Genomic DNA, 22985 nt, shown 5'->3' with positions numbered 1-22985 from the left:
GGCGGATGTGCTGCTTTCGGATAGTGGCGTTTGGCTATTGTTCGGGCGCCAGCATCTTTGTTCGAGGCTTTCCATCCGCGTTATGTTGGTAAATCTCGTCTGGCTGGCCCTGTTCATTGAAAAACACCTGGCCAATTCCCGCGCTATTCCACAGCCGCTCACCCGCCTCGGCATGGTCCGGAATATACGGCACTACCTGCATGGTGCGCCGGCGGGTAAACCAGTTGAGTAGCGAGCGGGGTGAATACAGCCAACGGTTGAGACGGTCGAACCATTCCAGCAGGCGCGGTGGGAACTCGTTCTTGATGCCGCTGCTGGTGATTTGCCAGATTTTCGGGCCGCCGTTGCGGTGGCGAATCAGCACCTGGTACACGAACGAATAATGCACATCGCCGGAGAGAATCACGTAGTTACCGGGCGTACGCGAATGGCGGAAGATATTCAGGATCACTTGGGCGGCGCCGCGATGAGCCATCCAGTTTTCGGCGTCTACCAGCAATGGGAAGCCGCACCAACTGAAGACCTTCTGCACCGTTTCAATCAGCTTGACCCCGAAAATCGGCGCAGGCGAGACAATTATGGCCGACGGATGGTCGAGCAGCTCCTGTTGCAGTTCGCTCAACGCTTCCCAGTCCAGCAGGCCGGAGGGTTGCTTGAGGGTAAATTCGCTGCGCCAGCGCCGGGTACGGGTATCGAGTACCACCAGGGCAGGGGTGGTGGGCAAAACGTAATGCCATTGCTGGAATTTCAGCAGCGCCTCCAGCAGATCATCCTGGGCAGCAGCGTTCAGATGATTGCCCTGCGCCTGGCCAGTCAGTGCCTGGGTCTGGCTCAGCAGTTCGTCAAACGCCTGGGGTTGGTTGCCCCAGCCTTGGCATAACAGGTACGCCAGCAAGGCATTGCCGATGATGCGTTTGGAGAACGGGTGGCCGTAGGCGGTTTGCTCCCACTGGGCGCTGAGGTTCCAATCGTCGGTAATATCGTGATCATCGAAGATCATCAGCGTCGACAGGTGGGCGAACACCCGGGCTACCCCTGGCAGGCCGGTGCGGAATTGATCGATCTGCACCTGTTCACGGGCATAGCGCTGCTGTTCTTGCGCGCTCAGTTGCGGCGGTTGTGGTGTGATCAAAGTCCACGGGGTGGGCGACCAGACCAGCAGGTACATCGCGATCACTTCGGCAAAGGTCACCAAGTGATTGTCAGCGGTGCTGCTGGTGAAGATCGGCTTCTTCACGCCGCCGAAAAAGCGCTCGCGCAGGGTCTCGTTGCTGTCCAGCGCCGGAAGCAGGTCGGCGCGGTGGTAATAGCTGGCGCGATGGCCATAGAGGCTGACGCTGTCGTCCACCACGGCGCCCTCCAGAAACTCGTCGAACAGGCCGAGGCGCGCGATCAACGCATGGATGGCCCGCAGCGTGGGCCCGGCGACATCGTCGGCGTAGACCTGGTCGCCGCTCATCATCAGTAAGGCTGGACGTTCAAGCGGTGTACGCGCGTCAGCCAGCAGGCGGTCGACGCACAACAAACCGTCGTCTGCACGGTGGTGGGGCTTGCGGCAGGAGCCATGCACCAAGTGGTTGATGCGGCCAGGCAGTACAAAGGTCGGCGTGGTCGCGTCGGCATACAGCAAGTGCGGTGCCCATTGGGCAATGCCGACGCCGTCAATCAGCAGGTCGTAGCCGATGAGCTCGTCCTGGGGCAGCGCATGGCTCAGTGATACATCCATAAGATGGATAAAGGCGTCACGTCCAACGCGAACCTCTTGGCAGTGCTGCTCATCGAGGACGATATCCAGCGTTTCGCCTTGAGGTAAATACAGCTTCAAGGTCGGCGTCAGGGCGCGCGTTCCCACCAGCCAGATAACCAGGCGTTGCGGCTCCAGGCGCCGTAGCAGGGGCCCCGCAATGACGGCGGGCAGGATATCGTCAGTTTGATGCATCAAGAGTGCAGCTCACACCAAGTGAAACCGGAGAGGGTAACGCAGGGGATGTCAGTGTTTTGTTAACAGAGTGCAACGCTGGGCGCTGCACGTCTTGCCGGTGTTCCCTGACCGTTTAAAGCACCCTGCCCTGTCCAAGGCTATCCAGGTTAGAGTCATTGCGCTTTTTGCGTGTGTGTTGCCCCGGTTCGTTGCTGTCTACCGGTGAAGATGTTTGTGCGGGATTGGCGGGGGGCTGGGTAGTTTTTACCGATTGCTGGATGCTGTAGCTGAAGTTGTTAAACGAATTACCGATGAACATTGGAAACCTCTTACGTAATTGGAGGATGACTTTTCGCACCAAAACTTCTTTCGAGTGCGCCCTGATCAGTGGCATAGGCCGGGCAAGCGTTCCCGGCCAGCGGTGTGGGAAAGTGTGACAGGGCGTATTCAGTTCGGCTTGGGCACCGTAAACCTGAACTCACTGCCCCGGCCCAGCTCACTCTGCGCCTCGATCCGGCCGCCGTGGGCCTGGACAATTCCTTGTGTGATATACAGCCCCAAGCCACTGCCGGTGGGGTTGTTTTCAGTCTGGGTCCAATACCGCTCGAACACATGAGGCAACTGGTCAGGCGCAATGCCTTCACCGGAATCGCGTACCGAGAACACGATCTCTTCGCCGTTGCTCATGGCGCTGATACCGATGTTGCCCTGGCGCGGCGTGAACTTGATGGCGTTGCCGATCAGGTTCGACAGCACCTGGAACAAACGCTCCGGGTCGGCGTTGATCTGCAGGCCGGGTTCGGCGTTGAACGACAGGTCGATACCTTTTTCCGAGGCCAGTGGCGACAGCAGCGAGTAAGCCTCTTCAAAAATCTGGGCGACATCCAGGGCCACGGGCTTGACCACATAGCGTCCGGCTTCGATTTTCGAGGTGTCGAGCAAGTCCTCCAGCAATACATTCATGCGCCCGGCGGCCTGTTGCATGGTGTCGATGGCCGAAGAAATCCGCCGTGAGGTGTGTGGGCCGTCGGAGCTGAACGCTTGTTGCATCATGCCGCAGAGCATGGAAATGACCGTCATCGGGTTACGCAGGTCATGGGAAACCACCGCCACCAATTCGTCCCGAGCCCGCACCGCTTGCTGTTCGCGCAGCACTTGGCGGGACAGGTCATTTTCCAGGGCCGAGCGCCGCAGGTCGTTGGCGGCAAACAGGTCGCCATGGGTCCACTTGGTGGAGATGCCAGCCATTTCCACTTTCCAGATTTCAAATGACGTGCGTGGGCGAAGGCGCAGGCCAGTGTCAGAGGTTTCCAGATTCAACGGCTTGCTCGGGTCACCGCTCCAATTGATGTTCTCTTTGACTTCCGGGCGGAACCACATCACTGCGTTGTCCACAGGCTTGGGCAGGCTCATGGCGAGCACGCCACTGGCCACGGTCTGGAACTCGGCGGCGGGTGGGTACAGCGAAGCCAGGTTGTGGCTGGAAAACACTGGCAGGTCTCGCTCTTGCAGCCACTTGTGCAGTGCACGGATCTGCGCCGGCTCCGGGCAATTGCCGTAGCGGTGCAGTTGCTTGTCTTCGATGATCGCCACGCCGCCGGACAAGGTCAGGTCCATCAGTTTTTTGCCGTGGTGGGCCAGGCTGTCGAACACATTGTCGTCGCTGGCTTTCATCGCTCGATCGAGCAACGCCAGGGTTTCGACTTTGTCCTCGCGCTGGCGGCTCAACTCCAGGGCTTCCATGGCACTGATCTGCAGCGACAACACCTGGCCGATGGTCTGGCAGGTCATGCGCAGATCGTTCGGCACCAGCAGCGGCTCGCGGTTACCGCAGCTGATCAGGCCCCAGAGCTTGTCGCCCTTCATCAGTGAAATACTCATGGACGACAACACGCCCATGTTCTGCATGTACTGGCAGTGAATCGGCGACACGCTGCGCAGGGTGGCGAAGCTCAGGTCCAGGGGCTGGCCGGTGTCCGGGCGTAATTTGGGCAACAGCGGCACTGGTTCGTAGGATGCATTTGGGATGATCCGTAGCCAGTTGGTGCGATACAGCTCACGGGCTTGTTCGGGGATGTCGGACGCGGGGAAGAACAGGCCGTTGAACAACTCCATCGACGGCGCCGACGCCTCAGCGATTACCTGGCCATGGCCTTCGTCTTCGAAGCGATAGATCAGCACCCGGTCATAACCGGTCATGGCCTGGATCTCATCCACGCTGATGGCGTACAGCGCTTGCAAGGTCTTCGCCGATTGCAGGCGTTGCAGCATTTTGCTCAGGTTGCTGGTGCGACCATTGCGCACCTGGGGTTTGAAATCCGCCAGTCGGGGTTCGAATTCCAATACCAGCACGTTCTGATGACGATGCAGCAAACCTTCGAACTGAGCGCCATTGAGCGTGACATGCAGGGGTGGGGCGTCGATAAAGGTATTGTGCTCGGCCATTGATTGCACAAGTTGGGCGTATTCACTGCCAATCAACGTATGCAGCGGTTGATTCAACAAGGCCTCGGGCGCGTGGCCGAACAAGGTGCCGACGTTGGCACTGACCTGGATGATGTTCAGGCCAGGTTCCGAAAGGGTCAGCAATACGCCGTGAGGCTGGATTGCCCCCGGGAAACGAATGGGCTCGTCGGCACAGTTGGCAAGCAGCTCTTCAAAATCTTCGGGTTTCATAGCAGTACCTCCTGGCGTTCGAGCCATTGCTCAAAGCCGCTGAAAGTGGAACGGGCAGCCATCACTGCGCGCGCTTGAGCGTTCGCATCCAGCGGCTGGCGAGCCAGGTAGTCGAGAAAGTCTTTCCAGCGCCGACCGGTCTCGGCGCCGTAAACATCGAGAAACGCACCGCCGTTGTCGGCTTCGATCGCCAGGCGCGACGCCATTTCCCGGCGCAGTACCTGGCCGCCGAGCGTTGCACCTTCCAGTACATACAGGGCACCAAGGCAAGCGGCGGGAGTATCCAGCGTGGGGAGTTGGGTGCAGCGGGGGAGGGCGTCAATGGTTTGATCATGCAAGCCCATGGCGCGCAGATCGCTAACCAGCGTCGGCGTTTTTACGCGCGATGCAATGTCAATTCCACCCGGAATCAAGCCGCTGTCATACAGCACCGCTTCCATGGGTTGATAAAAACCGTAGTACGCCTGCAGCAAGCGCCGATACCACTGGGCATCCAGGCGTGCAGAAAAAAACGGCAGGCGCTTTTCCAACGCGACATGCAACAGGCCCGTGCCCGCGCGCAACGTTTCCAGCAAGGATGGCGCACCAACGTCATGGGCCTGTGAATGCATTCAATGAGCTCGAACTGTGGGCCTGTCGGCCAGGAATGACGCATGAAAATGGGCGACAATTCTACACAACTCGTTGTCGTCAGCTGAACGCAAGAAGCGAAAAGGCTGACCAGTGGATCAGAAAAGTCGCTCCCTGTATTTCAAATGACCCCGTGGCACGCCACGAGTTCGGTCTGGATGATGTCGCGACGCTATCAATGCATGGGCATTCCCTGCTGGGTCAATGCTGTTTGCACGCACTCAAGCAAACGTTCGGTGCTCCACGGTTTGGGCAGAAACCGCACCGAACTGCCCAATTGAGTGGCGATCGTCGTATTGCCGGAAGTCAGCACCACCTGCACTTCAGGCCAGCGATGAGCCACCACGCGGCTCAAGTCGTAGCCATTGAGCAGACCGGGCATTTGAATATCACTGACAATCAGATCCACAGGGTCATCGCCGCGCTCCAGATAAATCATGCCTTCATCCGCTGAAGGAAACGATGTCACCACTGCACCGAAATCCTCCAGCACATCCACCATCAACGCCCGAATGATCTCGTCGTCTTCCAATACTAAAATCGATGGCTGAGCCATGATCCTTACTCCACCATCAGGGGTTCAGTAAGGTGGAGTGGGGGTTGGGTAGATAGGTTCGATTGGATGTTTTTTAAACGATGGGTGGTCATTTGGCTGTTTGCCAACAGCCGCCTGGGACCAAGCCGTCAGCACGATAATCCGTTAAGGTAAGCGCCACTGCGTCGTCCAAGGAATGACATGTTCACCCGTAACCCACTCGTGCCTGAACTCATCGTTACCCACCTTGGTGCCAGCCTGGCATTCTGGGTTGACCAGTTGGGTTTCGACATCGCTTACCAGCGCCCCGAGCACGGCTTTGCCTACCTCGACCTGCACGGTGCGCAAATCATGCTGGAGCAATACGCTCCGGAAGCCGGTCAGTGGCTGACCGCGCCGTTGCAACAACCGTTCGGGCGCGGCATCAACTTGCAGATCGACGTACCTGCCGTAGCGCCCATCTTGCAGCGCCTGTCGCAAATCCGCCTCCCGCTGTTCCGTAATGTCGAGGATGCCTGGTACCGCGCCGGCGACGTAGAGGCCGGGCAGCGCCAATTCATCGTGCAAGACCCGGACGGTTATCTGGTACGCCTGGTGGAACGGCTGGGGGAGCGGCCATTCAAGCAGGCATAATCGACGGCAATACGCCTAGGGAGACCCTCATGAAGTACGTGTTATTGACCCTCGCCCTGACCTTTATCGCCGCCCCCGCGTTTGCTGCTGGCGACGCCGAAGCAGGCGGCAAGCTCTTCACCAAGACCTGCGGCGGCTGCCACAGCATCGGCGAAGGTGCGCGGGGTGGGTTTGGGCCGCAGCTGAACGGCATAATTGGCCGGCCTGCCGGTACGACCACGGATTATCAGTATTCGGAGGCGATGAAGAATTCGGGGGTGGTTTGGACGCAGGAAAAACTGGCGGCCTACATTGAAGACCCGAAATCGGTGGTAAGTGGGACGCGGATGATCTTTTGGGGCATCAGTGATTCGCAAAAGATTGAAAATATCCTGGCGTACCTGGAGACATTCCAGCCCAAGTGAGCCAACGCGATCAAAGTGTGGGAGGGAGTCGTCGCGCCGGTCTCCCCCCAGTTCAGGCCAGCAGATGCTTTGAAATCAACCGCGAAATCTCCACAATCGAGGTCTTGCCAGTGAACTCAAACTTCACCTTGCCCAACGACGAAAAGTAAATCTCCAGCTCCGAATCCAGATCAAACGTCCCTGACGTTTCCACTGAGTACGCCACGATGTTTTTGTACGGCAGCGAGGTGAAGTCCTTCTTGCTGCCGGTGATGCCCTGCACGTTCACCGCGATGATGCGCTGGGTGGTGAAGACCACGCCGTCGCGCATGGCCTTGTACGCGTCGACCACTTCTTCACCGTCCAGCAGCAAGGCCGATACGCGCTCGGCGTACTCGTTGTTTTGTTTGAGTTTGAAGAAGCCTTTGTTGTTGAAATCGATCATGTGTCTGTCCTGGATGAGTGGTGCCGACGGTGTATGACGTTTTGCTCGCGGATCTGTATCTAACGGCCGAGCCTGCAAGGCTCTAGCATGGCGCTTAACACTACAGCGCCGGCGAAGGATTTTACGCCGGCGGCATAAAAATTCAGGAGCTAAACAATGCCCGATATATCCAGCTTGCTTGCCTACGGCCTGATTTCACTCGGCATGGTACTTACGCCCGGGCCGAATATGATTTACCTGATTTCCCGCTCGATCTGCCAGGGGCGCACGGCAGGGCTGATCTCTCTTGGCGGGGTGGCGCTGGGCTTTGTGATCTATATGGTGTGCGCGGCGCTGGGTATCACCGCGCTGGTGATGGCGGTGCCGCTTGCCTACGACGTGCTGCGGTTCGGTGGAGCGCTGTATCTGGTGTACCTGGCGTGGCAGGCAGTCAAGCCGGGAGGGCGTTCACCGTTTCAGGTGCGGGACTTGCCCAAGGACAGCCCGCGCAAGTTATTCACCATGGGCGTGGTGACCAACCTGCTCAATCCCAAGGTGGCGGTGATGTATCTGTCGTTGCTGCCTCAGTTCATTGATCCGAACGGCCATGGCAGCGTGCTGGTGCAATCGTTGGTGTTGGGCTCTCTGCAGATTTTCATCAGCGTCAGCGTCAACGCGGTGATTGCTTGTATGGCGGGCTCCATCGCGGTGTTCTTCGTGACCCGGCCGGGGTGGCAGGTGGTGCAGCGCTGGGTGATGGGGTCGGTGCTGATGGGGCTGGCGGTGCGGATGGCGGTGGAAGGGCGTCGATAGTCGCGGTTCACAGGATGGCTTGCAGGTAGTCCTTGAGTGCGTGGAGCGGAGCATGGAGTGCTTGCAGGCTTGCGGCTTGCTGCGTGTCCCTTGCAAGCCGTTGCAGTTCGCGCCCCAGCACGGTATGGGCGCCGCCCAAGTATTCGAGCGCCAGCGTCAGGCACTCATTGAGCTTTAACTGGATCCCGGCCAAATCATCCTGGCGCACCAACAACCCAAATACTTCGCGCTCATAGCCATCCATTGCAGGATCATCGCGCAGCAGCGGGCTGCCGTTTTCGGTTTCATGAACCAGCTTCAAGACAAACAACGCAACCGCTTCAAGCATCAATTCCATGGTCTCGCTACCTCCACTGCCACGCCCGGCACTTTTTTACAGGCGAAAAAAAAGACCTTGAATTTCAAGGTCTTTCTTTAAGATGGTGCCCCGAGGGAGACTCGAGAGTTCCATATATTCCGCGCCTTGTAGACGGAATTCTAATGTTGGGATACACGCAGGGATACACGGAGAAGTTTGCTAGGGCATATCACCGCGACCCCGAACCCGAGTATCAGGTGTCGAGATTATCCCATTCATCACCCAGAACCCAGCGGAGTGCAGAAAGCTTTCCGCTCAGCATGCCCCATTCAAAATCGTCCCATGGACCTAGATCAGCGTGCCTACGTTCGACTTCTTGAGCAGCCTTCAGGGCGCCCGACCAAATATGTTCATGAATTTCGTTACCGCTAGATCGCTCTGAGCCTTCAGGAATTAGCGTTATTTGCCCTGACTGAATTCTTTCTGCTCTCACACAATGCCGGCTGTACCAAATCTTGTCTGTGAGTTCGTCCATAGTCTCCAGTATTTCAAATAGGCCTCGGGTTTCTTCCTCCCATCCGTTCTCGATCTCGTATTCCAAGTCGTCAGGTGGTATCAGATCCGCTAAGGCTGCATTGGGTGTGATGAAAAACTGGGAGGATGGCTCAGCAAAAATCGCTGAGAAATCCGGATGAGGTTTGCGGTGGTCGCTATCAGAAAAGTCGGTGTGGTTGGCTGTGATGAATCGATAGGAGTCGAAGGCCCCAAGATGAGCCGTACGAAATTCGTCGAACACTTCCATTAGAACAGCGTCCGCCATGCTGTTTTTGCTTTTATGGAAAGGGGCCTGTTTGAGAATCGCCCGATTGGCTGCTTTCAGCTTTGCTGAATCCGATACTGCCAGGGTGATTGCTTTTGAGAACAGGTGCTCCACCCGGTGGACCGTCATGTAATTGGCTTCCGCCAGGATAGGCAATCTGTGCTTTACATCGTCAATCGTATTTATTGCTTGCAGCTTATCCGCCCCTCCAAATGCTTCTACGATTTCCTTCACCAGCTTGCACTCCTGAGTGAGTCGCTGGCGTGTTTGGTTTGCTACGCGATCTTTGTTTCGTTCGTATTCTTCTCTGACCAAGTCAGGTACAAGCAGCGTAACGACCCCACGGTCCACCAAGTACTCTATGGCGGTGAGGATCGGGATCTCGCTTTTCTTAGATGACATCTCCAGCCATACGCAGGTGTCGATCATCAGCAGATGCATTTCGGTACTCCGTCGCTAGGGAAAGTCGTCGTTCGGTTACGTTTGCATGATCGAATCCTAGCCCAGAATCGCCAGGGCCCCTGAGGGTTTCATCGCGGTACGGGGCATGAAACCCGCGGGATCGTGGTAGCGGCAGGCGCACCAGCTTACTGAAATTTCAACGTTGAAATTGAAAGGATCTTGAAGAGAAAAGGGCATCCTTACCGGATCTGTAACGGTCATGGGTTTCGTTCAGGATAGTGAACGATTGGTCCAGTCAACTCGGTCAACCAGTCAACTAACTTTGGAGCCCTGCCACTAACGAGATCCGACGGGTTCTATGCCCCGTATCTTCAAGAATACGCCAGGATCCCCTCTATCGAACCACAGCCAAGAGCATGATCGACCTCGCTTCGCTGGAGGAGCAAAACTAATGGGGCTAGGGGGATACCCTAATAAACCGTGTTACGGGTGTTACGCTATTAATTAGTGTATGATTTTAAAAAATTAATATTGCGTTACACAGCTTCAACTGGTTTGCCGATATACGTGTTACATCGCAAATAGGTGTTACATCAATGATGCTCTTGAGCAGCGGTTTGTGATGATTGAGGTGGGAGGTCATCGCTCTAGAGGCTTTCACCTATAGGGGCAGCAACCGGCCCAGAGTGTGTAAATACTTACCAAGAACGTGCGCACTAAGGTAAAGCTAGTCTGTAGATCTCAAACCGAAGGGATGCCATCGAATGACGGGATCTTCTAGAACCAGTGTTCGTGCATTTTCGAAAGAAATTCAGGGGTAATCGGCAGACTGGATGCTGAACCGATGACCGAGTCGATCCCGCACTTCGGACACAGAGCGGTGCTATCTAGATCAACCCACTCAGTGATTTCTGAGGGCGAAAACACACCCAAGCAGTAAAAACAGCCACAGTGATCGCTTGCTTCAATTTGAGTACGGTGATTTGTAGAAAATAGGTGCGCTGAAATCACATCCATGGGCAAGTCCTTAAACTCCAAATTTACTAAAATTTCTTTCTTGCATCAGAGTACATCAAGAGCCGTCCAACGTTATTACGATTGCCCAAAGTGATAACGCAGAATTGCCTATGAAAAGTTTCATCCAAGGTGACCATCGCGGACAAAGCGCTCTGCTTCCCGAAAGCCTTGACGACTACGTCAGTGATACCAATCCGGTGCGCGTAGTCGACGTCTTTGTCGACGAACTCGACTTAGTCAATTTGGGGTTTGATAGCGCTATTCCTGCTGATACAGGCCGACCTGGTTATCACCCTGCGATCCTGCTGAAGATCTACATCTACGGCTATCTCAACCGAATTCAGTCGAGCCGGCGCCTGGAGCGAGAAGCCCAGCGTAACGTCGAATTGATATGGATGACCGGGCGTTTGATGCCGGACCTCAAGATCATTGCCAACTTCCGAAAAGACAACAGTAAGGCCATCCGATGCATCTGTCGCCAGTTCGCTATGCTGTGTCAGCAGTTGGGATTGTTTGGAGAAAATCTGGTAGCCATCGACGGCAGTAAATTCAAGGCCCTCAATAACCGCGACCGCAATTTCACCAGCACCAAGCTGAAACGGCGGATGGAAGAAATTGAATCGAGTATCAATCGGTACCTGACTGCGCTCGACGAAACCGATCGACAAGAACCCTCGGTCCTCAGCCCAAGGCTGCTCGTCTGCAAGAGAAAATCGACAAGCTCAAAGCTCAGATGAAAGAGTTGCAGGTCATTGAAGCTCAGCTCAACGAATCACCTGATAAACAGGTCTCACTGACCGATCCAGACGCCCGTTCCATGATGATGTGTGGCACTGGAATCGTCGGTTACAACGTGCTGACAGCGGTGGATAGCCCCTTGCAGGTACCGAAATGATTCTGCTGCTCGGAAAGCGAGCAGAAGCAGTTGCACACCTGGGGCAGTTTTCAGTCGGCTGAACAGTCTTTACTGGGGCAGTTTTCGGTCAGCGGCAACACAACTGGGTTCGGCCTTACCAACTCAACGGTAGATGGGCCCCAGCTCGGACCGAGGAAAAATTTCAGATCGTGTCCGGAATTATTTGAACATTACATAAGGAGTGCCCATCTCCACACTCGGTTTCACAACCGCCCCTTCGGCATGAACCTGCGTCATAAAATCGTCATGCCGCACTGTTAAATTTGGCTGGCTGGCTCAAAGGGAATAACTTACTTTATGAGGGAATATAGATGACTACTAAAGCAAGCGTGATCAACCAACAAGCATTTGAAAACCTGGCTGCAAAAATCAATAAAGGTCACAGCGGTAGTGTGAAAGCTGAGACCCTTAATGGTGATCTGCTGAAAATCAAAGGTGTTTTCAAAAATGGCATGTCTGGCCGTATGGATGGTGAAACCCCGGTTGCTTGATCGGTTTTTCTAATCTCGAATTTACGCAGCTAAATAGTTCCCCGAGAGCCAGCATCCCCATGAATGATTTTCATGTAATTGCAGAGGTTAACGCACCTCGGCATAGAGCAGCACTGATTCCATTTTCTATAAAAAATCTATCGCAGCAATTTCAAGATAATTTGTCAGATACTTCATTTTCTTACTCGTGCTCAGCACGGCCTAATGCCCAATTATTTATAACCAAAATATTGAGTAATGAGCTACATGCGCAGTGTGAAGCTATATTTATTGGTGGCTCAACAATAAAGGGAAGCTCGGATGCGTTGTCAGATACGGATCTAACCCTCATTGTTAAGAAGGGCAACCTCAAAAGCTTCATAGATTTATTTGGAGCTGACAATAGGTTTCAAAAAGACTTTGATTTTCCTGATGGTAATAGAATTGATCTTCGTGCAGTCACGCTAGAGGATGTGCAGGAACGAATTCGAACATTCAACTGTTTTGATGACTACAGCTTTGCGAATCAGGATGTTCTTTACAATCTTCAAAACGGATATTACCTTAAACACTGCCAAGCACTCGAAAAACTGTTAAGCGAAATAAGATACTCCATCACGCACACAAAAAAAATTTTTAATGATCAAAGTGCATATGTAAAAAATTATGATCTAAAGAAATACATTTTACGAGACGATTGGTTTACTTTTTACGAAGTGTTGGGTATGTTATATGCCGCGGCTTGCCATATTGTATATGCGATTAATGGTGTGCTGTTCCGCGGATATAAAAATATTGAAATATATGAATATGAACTCAAAGTGTTCCCTGTAGATCTGTTCGGCTTCTTCAAGCTTTGCTATCGCTCACCTAACTTTGACAGTGTGGACAGCTTGTACGAGGAATTGCTTCCCTTCATGTCCAAGATTGGTGCGGCACTGGGAGACGAAGAGTAAAAATGTCATCCTATTTTGAACAGATTTTTGGTTTAGAAAAATCAGTATTCTTTTCAAAATACTGGGAAACCTCACTATTGCAAGCGAAAAGCAAAAATTTAAAAACGCTCGTCGGGTCGCTGGGCTTAGATTTTCTTCTAAGTATAAATTCAAAGGGCGTCGAGTGTGGTGACTTTATGGTTATCCGGAACGGATTTTATTGTCGTAAGTCTGTGTATATGGAGTCGGGCCGGGCTTCATTAGCGCTTCTACGTCAGCTCTATGAAGAAGAACAGGCCACTTTATACCTAAGGCAGGTAGAAAAATATGACCCTGGCTTGAGGGCCATTTGCAGAGCCCTGGACGATGAGCTGTACCCTGCCACGGTAAATGCATGCCTGTTTTTGTCGAACTCGCAACAGCGTGCCTTCGGCGCACACTTTGATACCCATGACGCGCTTATCGTACAGGTAGAGGGCAGTAAGCGTTGGCAAATTTGGCCTTCTATCGTGAATGAAGTAGCCTCAATGGAAGCGCCTAAGCACTACACCAACCGTGTGGAAAAAATCGTGGCACATACACCGCCTGTCTATGACAAGGTTCTTCACGAAGGTGATGTTTTGTACATGCCGCGCTGTACCATTCACCGAGTACTGTCGGTAGGGACGCACTCCTCTCATCTAAACTTCTGGCTTAAACCCAAGCCATTGACGAACTTCTTAGGTGCGAAAAATGAGCACTGATATTTTGTATGGAGAGCCAGGAGGCACCAACTTTCTCAAAGACTATCTTAAATCTGCAACACCATTGGTGTTTGCTAACGTGATTAACTCGTTACATAGCCTGATGGCCGTATTGCTGGCCTCGTCCATTAGCGTAAATGCGGTTTCTGCTATTGGCTTTATCAACAGAATATACTTTGTCTATGGAGCCTTGGTCATAGCCTTGGGCGCGGCAGCCAGCATAAAAATGAACAAAATGCAGCCTGGTAAGGGGCTTTTTTTTCAGATCAGACCAGTGTTTGTTTCTAGCATGATATTCTCGCTATTATGCTCATTGATCTGTTTTTTTGTATTTTTTATATTGGCAGATGTGATTGCCGAGCTCGCCGACCCTGAAGATAAAGTAGTCGGGATGACCAGCTATTTAAGGTGGATCGCAGTATCGTATATGCTGAGTACTATGGTTAATCCCTTGTATACGCTTCTTATATCTAGAAAGAAAGGCCATTTAATATTTAAATCGGCGCTCTTTTCCGTAAGTGCTGGTTTGGTTTTTTCCTGCGTTAGTATATACATCTTTCGTGAAGGTATACATAGTTTGGGGGAGGGGTTGTTTTTAACCGAAAGTGTATTTGCAATATGCATTGCCTATTTCTATTTAAAAGAAATATCGATACGGCAAAGAAAATACATATTCATGTTCAGGCATAGTGAACTTAAAGAGAATCTGTTGTCCATGGGCACGGACGTGAAAAACGTCTTCATCTCATTGGTGATTGTTCATTGTGTTGACTTAACAATATTTGCGCTGTTCTCAGGAGATCCAGGTGTAGGCTCGGTGATGAGTTACTACTTTTCGACTAATGGAATGGTGCAGTCTATCTGCCTAGGATTCGCCACAGCTGCCAGCGTAGAGGTGGCCCGATCATTGAAAGGCAGCGTGGTGCGGTACGAGTTTGTGAACCGCCAGATAATGCGTTTGGGGTTGACCATTCCAGGAGTAATGGCTGCGCTCGCATATATTTATCTTACAGTCGGCATGAGACAATTTTTGCAAGCTGATTTACCTGAGAACATTAATTATGCACTAGGTGTAATTATACTAGTTAATGCGATTGGTGCATTTCTTCAGCGTAGCATATTGCGCTCAAATGGAGATACTGGTTTTATGAAACGCATCAGCCTGATCTCGTCCCTTGGTGGACGGCTGCCTTATGCTGCGATGTTATGTTTTTTATTGCCGTTGTCTCCTGATAGAGTGTTTTTTTTGTATTTTGGGTTCGCTTGTTTGAGTCTAGTAGTTTGCTTCTTCGTATGGCGTCGCGCCAACTATTTGATAGCTATTAATACTCCGATAGGAGCAATATAACTGATGTTCGACCCAATATTTGTCTGTGGTTGCCCTCGCTCCGGAAACTCTTTAGTGGGTGAGTTACTAGGGACTTCGAGTGATATTGTTTACGCTGGAGAACTGGGGGTTTTCTATTTTGCACTTCAAGTCGCTCCGCAAGCCTATCTTAGAACACCTACACCATTTAAGGACGCTTATCATGCAGCAATAGTCACGCATGCTATGAGCTTTGCAGAACAAATAAAACACCAAAATAACGCAGGCGTGCTTTGCGAGTCCACTCCGTGGAACGTGCGGATCATGGACAAGTTGCGTGTTTTATACCCTAATGCGGTATTCGTTTTTATGCTTCGACATTTCACAGGGGTAATACAGAGCCTCAGACGTTCATGGGCTGATGGTTACCCTTGGGCGGGGCCTACGGATAGTGCGCGTGCCGAATTATGGTGTGAGATGAACGACTATATACTGGAGTTTCAAGGTGATGGTGTTATTGCGATCAGCTATGACGCGTTGTGCGAGGAACCGGCGAATTGCCTAACCAAAGTCCGCAAACAACTCATGCGATACGGGATTCTGGCAGATTTCGATCTTTCGGTGCTGGGCGTAAGTCATGCCAGCACAGCAGAAAGGCCAACTATTTTTGACGCCACCTCAGCAGGTAAAGAAAACACACTCCGAGCGATTCGCTCATTTGACCCTGATGACTGGTGCGACAGCTGCGTCGGCGATTTATCCGGTCGACTGCTTCGTACACATGCTTTGCTGTGCGAGAGATTTCCAGATGACTACAAGATACCGCGGGGCTACGAAATGCGACACAAGTACTCAATATCTTAAACACACCGAGTGACTACGTTGTTTACTACGGTCGTAGTGCACGCCCCATATCCACAGATTAGCTACACTTACTCGTCAACTTAGAGGTGAAGTGGTCTGTCAGGGACGCAAGGATTTCATCCAGTGACAGGATCTCAGTGTTGAAATTTAGGTCTGGACACTCCGGTTCCTCATATGGCGCATCAATACCTGTGAGGCCTTTCAGTTCGCCCGATCTAGCTCTAGCATAGAGCCCTTTAGTATCTCGGGCAGCGCAGGTTGTTATAGGTGTGCTCACGAATACTTCAAAAAAATCGAATCCATCCAATATGTTTTTTGCGCAAGTACGATCTTTTTGTAATGGAGAAATACTTGCGCATATTACGTGCATCCCTTGACTATTTAATAGGCGGGCGACCTCTGCAATACGTCGCGTGTTTTCCGAACGATCTGCTTCGGTAAAGCCAAGATCGCGACAAAGCCCCTGACGCATCTTATCACCGTCCAAAATCATAAGTGGGATGGCAGACTTCGCAAGAATTGCGCTAAAGCGTCGTGCAATTGTCGTTTTTCCGGCACCGCTTAGGCCGGTAAGCCAATAGGTCCGAGGACGAGGAGGGGGTGATAAATTCAAGCTTCTATCCCTAATATACTGTTTAATAAAATTTAACCCTGCTTTGTGACAAAATTAAAAATGTATAATTTTAGTTGAGTTAAACTCCGAGTATTTGAACAACCCCGGGTTCTCTAGATACCTTGCAAACTCAATGGACTGCCCCCTGTATCGTGTACCAAGGCTGATGCGCCTTGAAGGTCTGTGCTCTCGGGTACCGACGACGCTTTGGAAAGTACGGCGGTAAGCCAGCGGTTGCCTCACCCAACTTGTTGAAGCGCCAGTTCAATGTCGTAGAACCCAACAAGATCTGGGTTACAGGCATCACCCTACATTCGTACGCATGAGGGTTGGCTGTATTTGGCTGTGGTGCTGGTTCTGTTTTCTCGTCAGATCGTTGGGTGGTCAATGAAGTCTCAGATGACCAGTGATTTGGCCACTAATGCGTTATTGATGGCGGTTTGGAGGCACAAACCGAAACAGGAGATGATGGTTCACTCCGACCAAGGCGGCCAATAAAGTGGCATCTATTGGTTCGGTTTTTTGAAGACGAACAATTTAGTTGTCAGCATGAGCCGCTGAGAAAGCCATCATGACAATGCTGTGGCTAAGAGCTTTTTCCAGCTTCTAAAGCAGGAACGGATCAAACGGAAAATCCACACCATGCTGCGCTTCAACATGTTCCTTCGGCCAGCCGTGTCTTACTAGATAGACGCCCTTTGTAGCCGATGGTAGCGAAGACTTTGTTGATTGTGTTTTCGCTGATGGTTGGGTTCTTTGCTCCGACGCCGGGGAAAACCCAGCGACTCCGTCCCGTTAAACAGTGCAGGTCCCTCAGTGCTGTAACGGCTTGGTGGGGAAGGGAGCATACAAAATCCCGGCGCATCTTCATCTTGGCAGCAGGCGTCGTCCAAATGGCCTTCTCAAGGTCGAACTCTTTCCATTCAGCCAAGCGGACCATGCCTGGGCGGGATGCCGTCCAGATACAAAGCCATGCGGCGGTACGTGCCGTCAGTCTGCTCGGAGTGTTTTTGAGTGCTTGGAGGAACTCAGCGAGTTCAGGCTCCAGCAAGTGTGGATGCTGCTGAGTCTTGGGCGCCTGGGCGGCAATGTCGCGAAGGCGGCTGCCCGGATCGTTTTCGGTGAGTCCTAAACCAATCGCTCGGCCGAATATTTGGTTGATCCAGGTGCGGCACTTTTCCGCCACGTTGTGAGCGTCTCTAGCTTCGAGGGATGCCTGGAGATCTGCACAGTCTGTGCGGGTGATTTCGTCGAGGGGCTTATCTCCCAATGCCGGGAGTATGTCCTTGTCGAGGTAGGTGCGGATTTTGTGAAGGGTGGAGGTTGCGAGGCCCTTTTCTTCTTTGGCCTTGAGCCAAGCTTCAGCAGCAGCTCGAAACGTTCGAGCCTTGGCCGCATCGATTGCAGCTTTAGCGGATCGTTTCTGCTCAAGGGGATCGGCGTCGCTACTCACCACTTTGCGTAGATCGGCAGCTTTCTCTCTTGCCAGCGCACCACTGACCTCTGGGTAACCCCCGAGCCCCATCCAAGCCCAATTGCCCGCCGGACGTTTGTAGCGTAGCTGCCAGGATTTACCACCATCAATTTGACCCTGAAGTAGAGGCCGTTTCCGTCTAGCTCCCGGTATTCCTTTGACTCCGGCTCCAGCCCTGCAAGCGTCGTGTCTGCGAGAGGGCGGCGCTTGATATCTGCGCGCTTCATCCTTGTATCCCAAAGTTCGGTATTTTTCTCAGGATACAAGCAGGGATACAGGGATACAGGGATACAGGGATACAGGGATACAGGGATACAGGGATACAACGGATAAGGGAATACAGAGGTAGAAAGCCAGACACAAAAAAACCGGCTCAAGTGGCCGGTTTCTCTGGGTCTGAGAGTCTGGTAGAGACTTTCAGATACTGCTATATGGTGCCCCGAGGGAGAATCGAACTCCCACTTCTTTCGAAAACGGATTTTGAATCCGCCGCGTCTACCAATTCCGCCATCAGGGCTCAATGGCGGCGAAGTATAGAGATGAGATTACCGTTGGTCAATCACGTTTCATGGTCTATTTTCACTATTTCCGCTAGACTTCCCGGCCCTGCTAGACGAACCCCATCATGCGCGTTGCTGACTTTACTTTTGAGCTCCCTGATTCGCTGATCGCTCGCCACCCTTTGGCCGAGCGTCGCGCCAGTCGACTGCTGACCCTGGACGGGCCCAGCGGTGCCCTCGCACACCGTCAATTCACTGATTTGCTTGAGCATTTGCGCCCAGGCGATCTGATGGTTTTCAACAACACCCGGGTGATTCCGGCGCGGCTGTTTGGCCAGAAAGCTTCCGGCGGCAAGCTGGAAATTCTGGTGGAGCGGGTGCTGGACAGCCATCGCGTGCTGGCCCATGTGCGCTCCAGCAAGTCGCCCAAACCGGGTTCGAACATCCTGATTGATGGCGGCGGCGAAGCCCGGATGGTGGCGCGTCACGACGCCTTGTTCGAGCTTGAGTTTGCCGAAGAAGTGCTGCCGTTGCTCGATCGCGTCGGCCACATGCCGTTGCCTCCTTATATAGACCGCCCCGACGAAGACGCGGACCGCGAGCGCTATCAGACGGTGTACTCACAGCGCCTCGGCGCCGTTGCCGCGCCGACTGCCGGGCTGCATTTCGACCAGCCGCTGCTGGATGCGATTGCCGCCAAGGGCGTCGAGACGGCCTATGTGACCCTGCACGTGGGGGCCGGCACGTTTCAGCCGGTGCGTGTAGAGAACATCGAAGACCACCATATGCACAGCGAATGGCTGGAAGTCAGCCAGGACGTCGTGGACGCGGTTAATGCGTGCAAGGCGCGTGGCGGTCGAGTGGTTGCGGTGGGCACTACCAGCGTGCGTTCGCTGGAGAGTGCAGCACGTGATGGCGTGCTCAAGCCGTTCAGTGGCGACACCGATATCTTTATTTTCCCAGGGCGGCCATTTCATGTGGTCGACTGCCTGGTCACCAATTTCCATTTGCCCGAATCCACGCTGTTGATGCTGGTGTCGGCCTTTGCCGGTTACCCGCAAACCATGGCTGCCTACCAGGCCGCCATCGCTAACGAGTACCGTTTTTTCAGCTACGGTGATGCGATGTTTATCACCCGTAACCCGGCGCCGCGCGGCCCTGAGGACAACTTATGAGTCGTATGTCGTTTGAATTGCTCGCCACGGACGGCAAAGCCCGTCGTGGTCGCCTGACCTTTCCGCGTGGCACCGTGGAGACCCCGGCCTTCATGCCGGTCGGCACCTACGGCACCGTCAAAGGCATGTTGCCCCGCGACATCGTCGCCACTGGTGCCGAGATCATCCTCGGCAACACCTTCCACCTGTGGCTGCGCCCGGGCACGGAAGTGATCAAGAAGCACGGCGACCTGCATGACTTCATGAAGTGGCAAGGCCCGATCCTCACCGACTCCGGTGGTTTCCAGGTGTTCAGCCTGGGCGCCATGCGCAAGATCAAGGAGGAGGGCGTGACCTTCGCCTCACCGGTAGACGGTGCCAAGGTGTTCATGGGCCCGGAAGAGTCGATGCAGGTCCAGCGCGACCTGGGTTCCGACATCGTGATGATTTTTGACGAGTGCACACCGTACCCGGCCGATGAAGACGTGGCGCGTATTTCCATGGAGTTGTCGCTGCGCTGGGCCCAGCGTTCGAAGAACGCCCATGGCGACAACACTGCGGCGCTGTTCGGGATTGTCCAGGGCGGTATGCATGAAAGCCTGCGCAAACGCTCGCTGGAAGGCCTCGACAAGATCGGCTTCGACGGCCTGGCCATCGGCGGTTTGTCGGTCGGCGAGCCCAAGCACGAAATGATCAAGGTGCTCGATTACCTGCCGGGTCTGATGCCGGCTGACAAACCTCGTTACCTTATGGGCGTTGGCAAACCGGAGGATCTCGTAGAGGGTGTGCGCCGCGGTGTGGACATGTTCGATTGCGTGATGCCAACCCGTAATGCCCGCAATGGGCATCTGTTCATCGATACAGGCGTGCTCAAGATCCGTAACGCGTTCCATCGCCATGATGATTCGCCGCTGGATCCTACCTGTGACTGCTACACCTGCCAGAACTTCTCCCGTGCTTATCTGCACCATCTGGACAAGTGCGGGGAAATGCTGGGTAGCATGTTGAATACCATCCACAATTTGCGTCACTACCAAGTCCTGATGGCTGGTTTGCGCGAGGCTATTCAACAGGGTACATTGGCCGCCTTCGTCGATGCCTTCTATGCCAAGCGTGGCCTCCCTGTGCCGCCCTTGGACTGAGTTTTCCGACCCTAAGATTCACTATTTGCAACTGGAGTGCTAAATGAGCTTTTTTATCTCTAACGCCATGGCTGACGCCGCTGCGCCTGCTGCTGCCGGCCCTATGGGCGGTGGTTTCGAGTGGATTTTCCTGGTCGGCTTCCTGGTCATCTTCTACCTGATGATCTGGCGTCCACAGGCCAAGCGCGCCAAAGAGCAGAAAAACCTGCTGGGCAGCCTGCAAAAAGGCGACGAAGTCGTGACCACTGGCGGTATCGCCGGCAAGATCACCAAGGTTTCCGATGCTTTCGTGGTACTGGAAGTCTCCGACACCGTGGAAATGAAGTTCCAGAAGGGCGCCATCGCCGCCACGCTGCCTAAAGGCACGCTCAAAGCGATCTAAGTAACAACCTTTACCAATCGACGGGGCGCGCAAGGCGCCCCGCGTTATAAGCGGGCGGCGTGATGCTGAACAAATACCCTCTGTGGAAATACGTACTGATCCTGGCGGTGCTGGCGATCGGCTTTATTTATTCCGCTCCCAATCTCTATCCTGATGACCCGGCGATCCAGATCTCTGGTGCCAGCACTTCGCTGCAGGTCAATCAGGCTGATCTGGACCGTGCGAGCAAAGCGCTCAATGACGCGGGCATCCAGGTTAAAGCGGCAACCTTGGCAGCTGGTTCCAAAGGCGGCTTGTTGCGCCTGACCAAGCAAGAAGACCAATTGCCGGCCAAAGACGTCGTGCGCAAGGTCATGGGTGACGACTACGTCGTTGCATTGAACCTGGCACAGACCACGCCTCAATGGCTGCGCAGCATTGGCGCGCACCCGATGAAGCTGGGTCTGGACTTGTCCGGTGGTGTGCACTTCCTGCTGGAAGTCGACATGGACAAGGCTCTGGACGCACGTCTGAAGGTCTACGAAGGCGACGTGAAGAGCCTGCTGCGCAAAGAGAAACTGCGTTATCGCAGCCTGCCGCAGCTCAATGGTGCCATTCAGCTGGGTTTTGCTGACGAAGCTTCCCGCGAACAGGCCCGTGCGCTGATCCGCAAGAACTTCAATGACTTCGACATCCTGCCGGCTGACCTCAATGGTCAGGCTGTGCTGCGTCTGGCGATGAGCCCGGCCAAGATTGCCGAGATCCGCGAATACTCCATCAAGCAGAACTTGACCACGGTACGTAACCGCGTCAACGAGCTGGGTGTAGCCGAGCCGATCGTGCAGCGCCAGGGCGCCAACCGTATCGTGGTTGAGTTGCCGGGCGTACAGGACACGGCTGAAGCCAAGCGTATCCTGGGTAAAACCGCCAACCTGGAATTCCGCCTTGCGGCTGAGCCGGGTGCTACCCGCGCAACCTCCGAAGAGTTCGAGTTCCGCGAAGGCAATCGTCCTCCTGCGTTGATCGAGCGTGGCTTGATCATTACCGGTGACCAGGTGACCGACGCCAAGGCCGGTTTCGGCGAGCACGGCACACCTGAAGTGAACATCCGCCTGGATGGCCACGGCGGCGAACTGATGAGCCGCGCCACGCGCAGCAACGTCGGTCGCAGCATGGCGGTGATCTTCATCGAGCAGCGCCCGGTGACCACCTACACCAAGCAGATGGTCAACGGCGTCGAGAAAGACGTGCCGGTGCAGACCTTCAAGGAAGAGAAGAAGATCATCAGCCTGGCGACCATCCAGTCGCCGCTGGGTGCGCAGTTCCGCATCACCGGCCTGAACGGCCAGGGTGAGTCCTCCGAGCTGGCGCTGTTGCTGCGTGCCGGTGGCCTGGCCGCGCCGATGTACTTCGCTGAAGAACGTACCATCGGCCCGAGCCTGGGTGCCGACAACATCACCAAGGGTGTGGATGCGGCGCTGTGGGGCATGTTGTTCGTGTCGCTGTTCATCATCGCCATCTACCGCTTCTTTGGTGTGATCGCCACCGTTGCCCTGGCGGGCAACATGGTGATGTTGCTGGCTCTGATGTCGTTGCTGGGTGCCACACTGACCCTGCCAGGTATTGCCGGTATCGTACTCACCATGGGTATGGCGGTGGATGCCAACGTGCTGATCTTCTCGCGGATTCGTGAAGAGATCGCCGCCGGCATGACCGTACAGCGTGCAATCAACGAAGGCTTCGGCCGGGCATTTACCGCGATTCTCGACTCCAACCTGACCACGTTGCTGGTCGGCGGGATTCTCTTCGCCATGGGCACAGGCCCGGTGAAAGGCTTTGCGGTGACCATGTCCCTGGGTATCTTTACCTCGATGTTCACGGCCATCATGGTGACCCGCGCAATGGTCAACCTGATCTTTGGCGGGCGTGACTTCAAGAAGTTGTGGATTTAAGGG

The 22985-nt window shown here is 54.0% G+C and carries 20 protein-coding genes, 1 tRNA gene and 3 pseudogenes; 14 read left to right on the top strand and 10 right to left on the bottom strand.

The genetic code is table 11. From position 1 onward, the window contains the following. Positions 1–34: 34 nt before the first annotated feature. The 4 genes from TX23_RS21595 to TX23_RS21580 form a co-directional block, all read right to left on the bottom strand. Positions 35–1939: an alkaline phosphatase D family protein gene (locus TX23_RS21595; protein ID WP_057703939.1), complete on the bottom strand. Its 1905-nt coding sequence runs from the start codon at positions 1937–1939 to the stop codon at positions 35–37. Between the two features lie 429 nt (positions 1940–2368). Continuing rightward, positions 2369–4597: an ATP-binding protein gene (locus TX23_RS21590; RefSeq protein ID WP_057703938.1), complete on the bottom strand. Its 2229-nt coding sequence runs from the start codon at positions 4595–4597 to the stop codon at positions 2369–2371. Continuing rightward, positions 4594–5208 (bottom strand): biliverdin-producing heme oxygenase, encoded by a 615-nt coding sequence (locus TX23_RS21585; RefSeq protein WP_057703937.1) that lies wholly within the window; start codon positions 5206–5208, stop codon positions 4594–4596. Before TX23_RS21585 ends, TX23_RS21590 begins: the two co-directional genes overlap by 4 nt. Before the next feature lie 194 nt (positions 5209–5402). Then, positions 5403–5783 (bottom strand): response regulator, encoded by a 381-nt coding sequence (locus tag TX23_RS21580; protein ID WP_057703936.1) that lies wholly within the window; start codon positions 5781–5783, stop codon positions 5403–5405. Between the two features lie 180 nt (positions 5784–5963). Between TX23_RS21580 and TX23_RS21575 the strand changes: the two genes are divergently transcribed. Then, positions 5964–6395, top strand: a complete 432-nt coding sequence (locus TX23_RS21575; protein ID WP_057703935.1) for a bleomycin resistance protein — start codon at positions 5964–5966, stop codon at positions 6393–6395. 29 nt (positions 6396–6424) lie between these two features. Beyond that, complete coding sequence (locus TX23_RS21570; RefSeq protein ID WP_057703934.1) at positions 6425–6799, top strand: c-type cytochrome; 375 nt, start codon at positions 6425–6427, stop codon at positions 6797–6799. A gap of 52 nt (positions 6800–6851) precedes the next feature. Here TX23_RS21570 and TX23_RS21565 read toward each other — a convergent pair whose 3' ends face one another. Continuing rightward, positions 6852–7223 (bottom strand): PH domain-containing protein, encoded by a 372-nt coding sequence (locus TX23_RS21565; protein ID WP_057703933.1) that lies wholly within the window; start codon positions 7221–7223, stop codon positions 6852–6854. A gap of 156 nt (positions 7224–7379) precedes the next feature. Between TX23_RS21565 and TX23_RS21560 the strand changes: the two genes are divergently transcribed. Then, on the top strand, positions 7380–8015 hold the full coding sequence (locus TX23_RS21560) for a LysE family translocator (RefSeq protein ID WP_057703932.1): 636 nt from the start codon (positions 7380–7382) through the stop codon (positions 8013–8015). A 7-nt stretch (positions 8016–8022) separates the two neighbouring features. On the opposite strand, the gene TX23_RS21555 is transcribed toward TX23_RS21560, so the two are convergent. Both TX23_RS21555 and TX23_RS21550 read right to left on the bottom strand, forming a co-directional pair. After that, on the bottom strand, positions 8023–8352 hold the full coding sequence (locus TX23_RS21555) for a hypothetical protein (protein WP_057703931.1): 330 nt from the start codon (positions 8350–8352) through the stop codon (positions 8023–8025). 214 nt (positions 8353–8566) lie between these two features. Next, the gene (locus tag TX23_RS21550) at positions 8567–9574 is read right to left on the bottom strand and encodes a PIN domain-containing protein (protein WP_057703930.1); all 1008 of its coding nucleotides are present in this window, start codon (positions 9572–9574) and stop codon (positions 8567–8569) included. A gap of 1088 nt (positions 9575–10662) precedes the next feature. Between TX23_RS21550 and TX23_RS21545 the strand changes: the two are divergent. From TX23_RS21545 to TX23_RS27470, 6 genes and pseudogenes are all read left to right on the top strand, one after another. Further along, positions 10663–11426: pseudogene (locus TX23_RS21545) on the top strand (transposase); the annotation flags it as partial. A 353-nt stretch (positions 11427–11779) separates the two neighbouring features. Then, positions 11780–11959 carry a hypothetical protein gene (locus TX23_RS21540; protein ID WP_057703929.1) on the top strand — a complete coding sequence of 60 codons (180 nt, stop codon included), beginning with the start codon at positions 11780–11782 and terminating at the stop codon, positions 11957–11959. 59 nt (positions 11960–12018) lie between these two features. Continuing rightward, on the top strand, positions 12019–12894 hold the full coding sequence (locus TX23_RS21535; protein ID WP_157243932.1) for a hypothetical protein: 876 nt from the start codon (positions 12019–12021) through the stop codon (positions 12892–12894). 2 nt (positions 12895–12896) lie between these two features. Then, the gene (locus tag TX23_RS21530) at positions 12897–13616 is read left to right on the top strand and encodes a JmjC domain-containing protein (protein ID WP_057703927.1); all 720 of its coding nucleotides are present in this window, start codon (positions 12897–12899) and stop codon (positions 13614–13616) included. Next, complete coding sequence (locus TX23_RS21525) at positions 13606–14964, top strand: MATE family efflux transporter (RefSeq protein ID WP_057703926.1); 1359 nt, start codon at positions 13606–13608, stop codon at positions 14962–14964. Before TX23_RS21530 ends, TX23_RS21525 begins: the two co-directional genes overlap by 11 nt. A gap of 3 nt (positions 14965–14967) precedes the next feature. After that, positions 14968–15786, top strand: coding sequence for a sulfotransferase family protein (locus TX23_RS27470; protein WP_082629673.1), 819 nt, complete (start codon positions 14968–14970; stop codon positions 15784–15786). A gap of 58 nt (positions 15787–15844) precedes the next feature. On the opposite strand, the gene cysC is transcribed toward TX23_RS27470, so the two are convergent. Further along, entirely contained in the window at positions 15845–16399 is a 555-nt protein-coding gene (cysC, locus tag TX23_RS28830; RefSeq protein ID WP_157243931.1) for an adenylyl-sulfate kinase, read from the bottom strand. Positions 16400–16538: 139 nt separating this feature from the next. On the opposite strand from cysC, the pseudogene TX23_RS21520 reads away from it, so the two are divergent. Further along, a pseudogene (locus TX23_RS21520) lies at positions 16539–17038 on the top strand (IS3 family transposase); the annotation flags it as partial. Between the two features lie 6 nt (positions 17039–17044). Here the strand turns inward: TX23_RS21520 and TX23_RS21515 are convergent. Then, positions 17045–18100: pseudogene (locus TX23_RS21515) on the bottom strand (tyrosine-type recombinase/integrase); the annotation flags it as partial. A gap of 205 nt (positions 18101–18305) precedes the next feature. Then, positions 18306–18390 (bottom strand) — tRNA-Leu (locus tag TX23_RS21510). 108 nt (positions 18391–18498) lie between these two features. Between TX23_RS21510 and queA the strand changes: the two genes are divergently transcribed. The 4 genes from queA to secD all read left to right on the top strand — a co-directional run bounded on the left by queA (position 18499) and on the right by secD (position 22982). Beyond that, positions 18499–19548 carry a tRNA preQ1(34) S-adenosylmethionine ribosyltransferase-isomerase QueA gene (gene queA / locus TX23_RS21505; protein ID WP_057703925.1) on the top strand — a complete coding sequence of 350 codons (1050 nt, stop codon included), beginning with the start codon at positions 18499–18501 and terminating at the stop codon, positions 19546–19548. Positions 19549–19553: 5 nt separating this feature from the next. Further along, the gene (gene tgt / locus TX23_RS21500) at positions 19554–20669 is read left to right on the top strand and encodes a tRNA guanosine(34) transglycosylase Tgt (RefSeq protein ID WP_032803964.1); all 1116 of its coding nucleotides are present in this window, start codon (positions 19554–19556) and stop codon (positions 20667–20669) included. A gap of 43 nt (positions 20670–20712) precedes the next feature. Then, positions 20713–21051 carry a preprotein translocase subunit YajC gene (yajC, locus tag TX23_RS21495; RefSeq protein WP_003175975.1) on the top strand — a complete coding sequence of 113 codons (339 nt, stop codon included), beginning with the start codon at positions 20713–20715 and terminating at the stop codon, positions 21049–21051. Positions 21052–21113: 62 nt separating this feature from the next. Continuing rightward, positions 21114–22982 (top strand): protein translocase subunit SecD, encoded by a 1869-nt coding sequence (gene secD / locus TX23_RS21490; protein WP_057703924.1) that lies wholly within the window; start codon positions 21114–21116, stop codon positions 22980–22982. Positions 22983–22985 lie beyond the last annotated feature (3 nt).

It is taken from the genome of Pseudomonas paralactis, assembly GCF_001439735.1.
GTDB lineage: Bacteria > Pseudomonadota > Gammaproteobacteria > Pseudomonadales > Pseudomonadaceae > Aquipseudomonas > Aquipseudomonas paralactis.
This window is presented reverse-complemented; position numbering and strand designations above follow the sequence as displayed.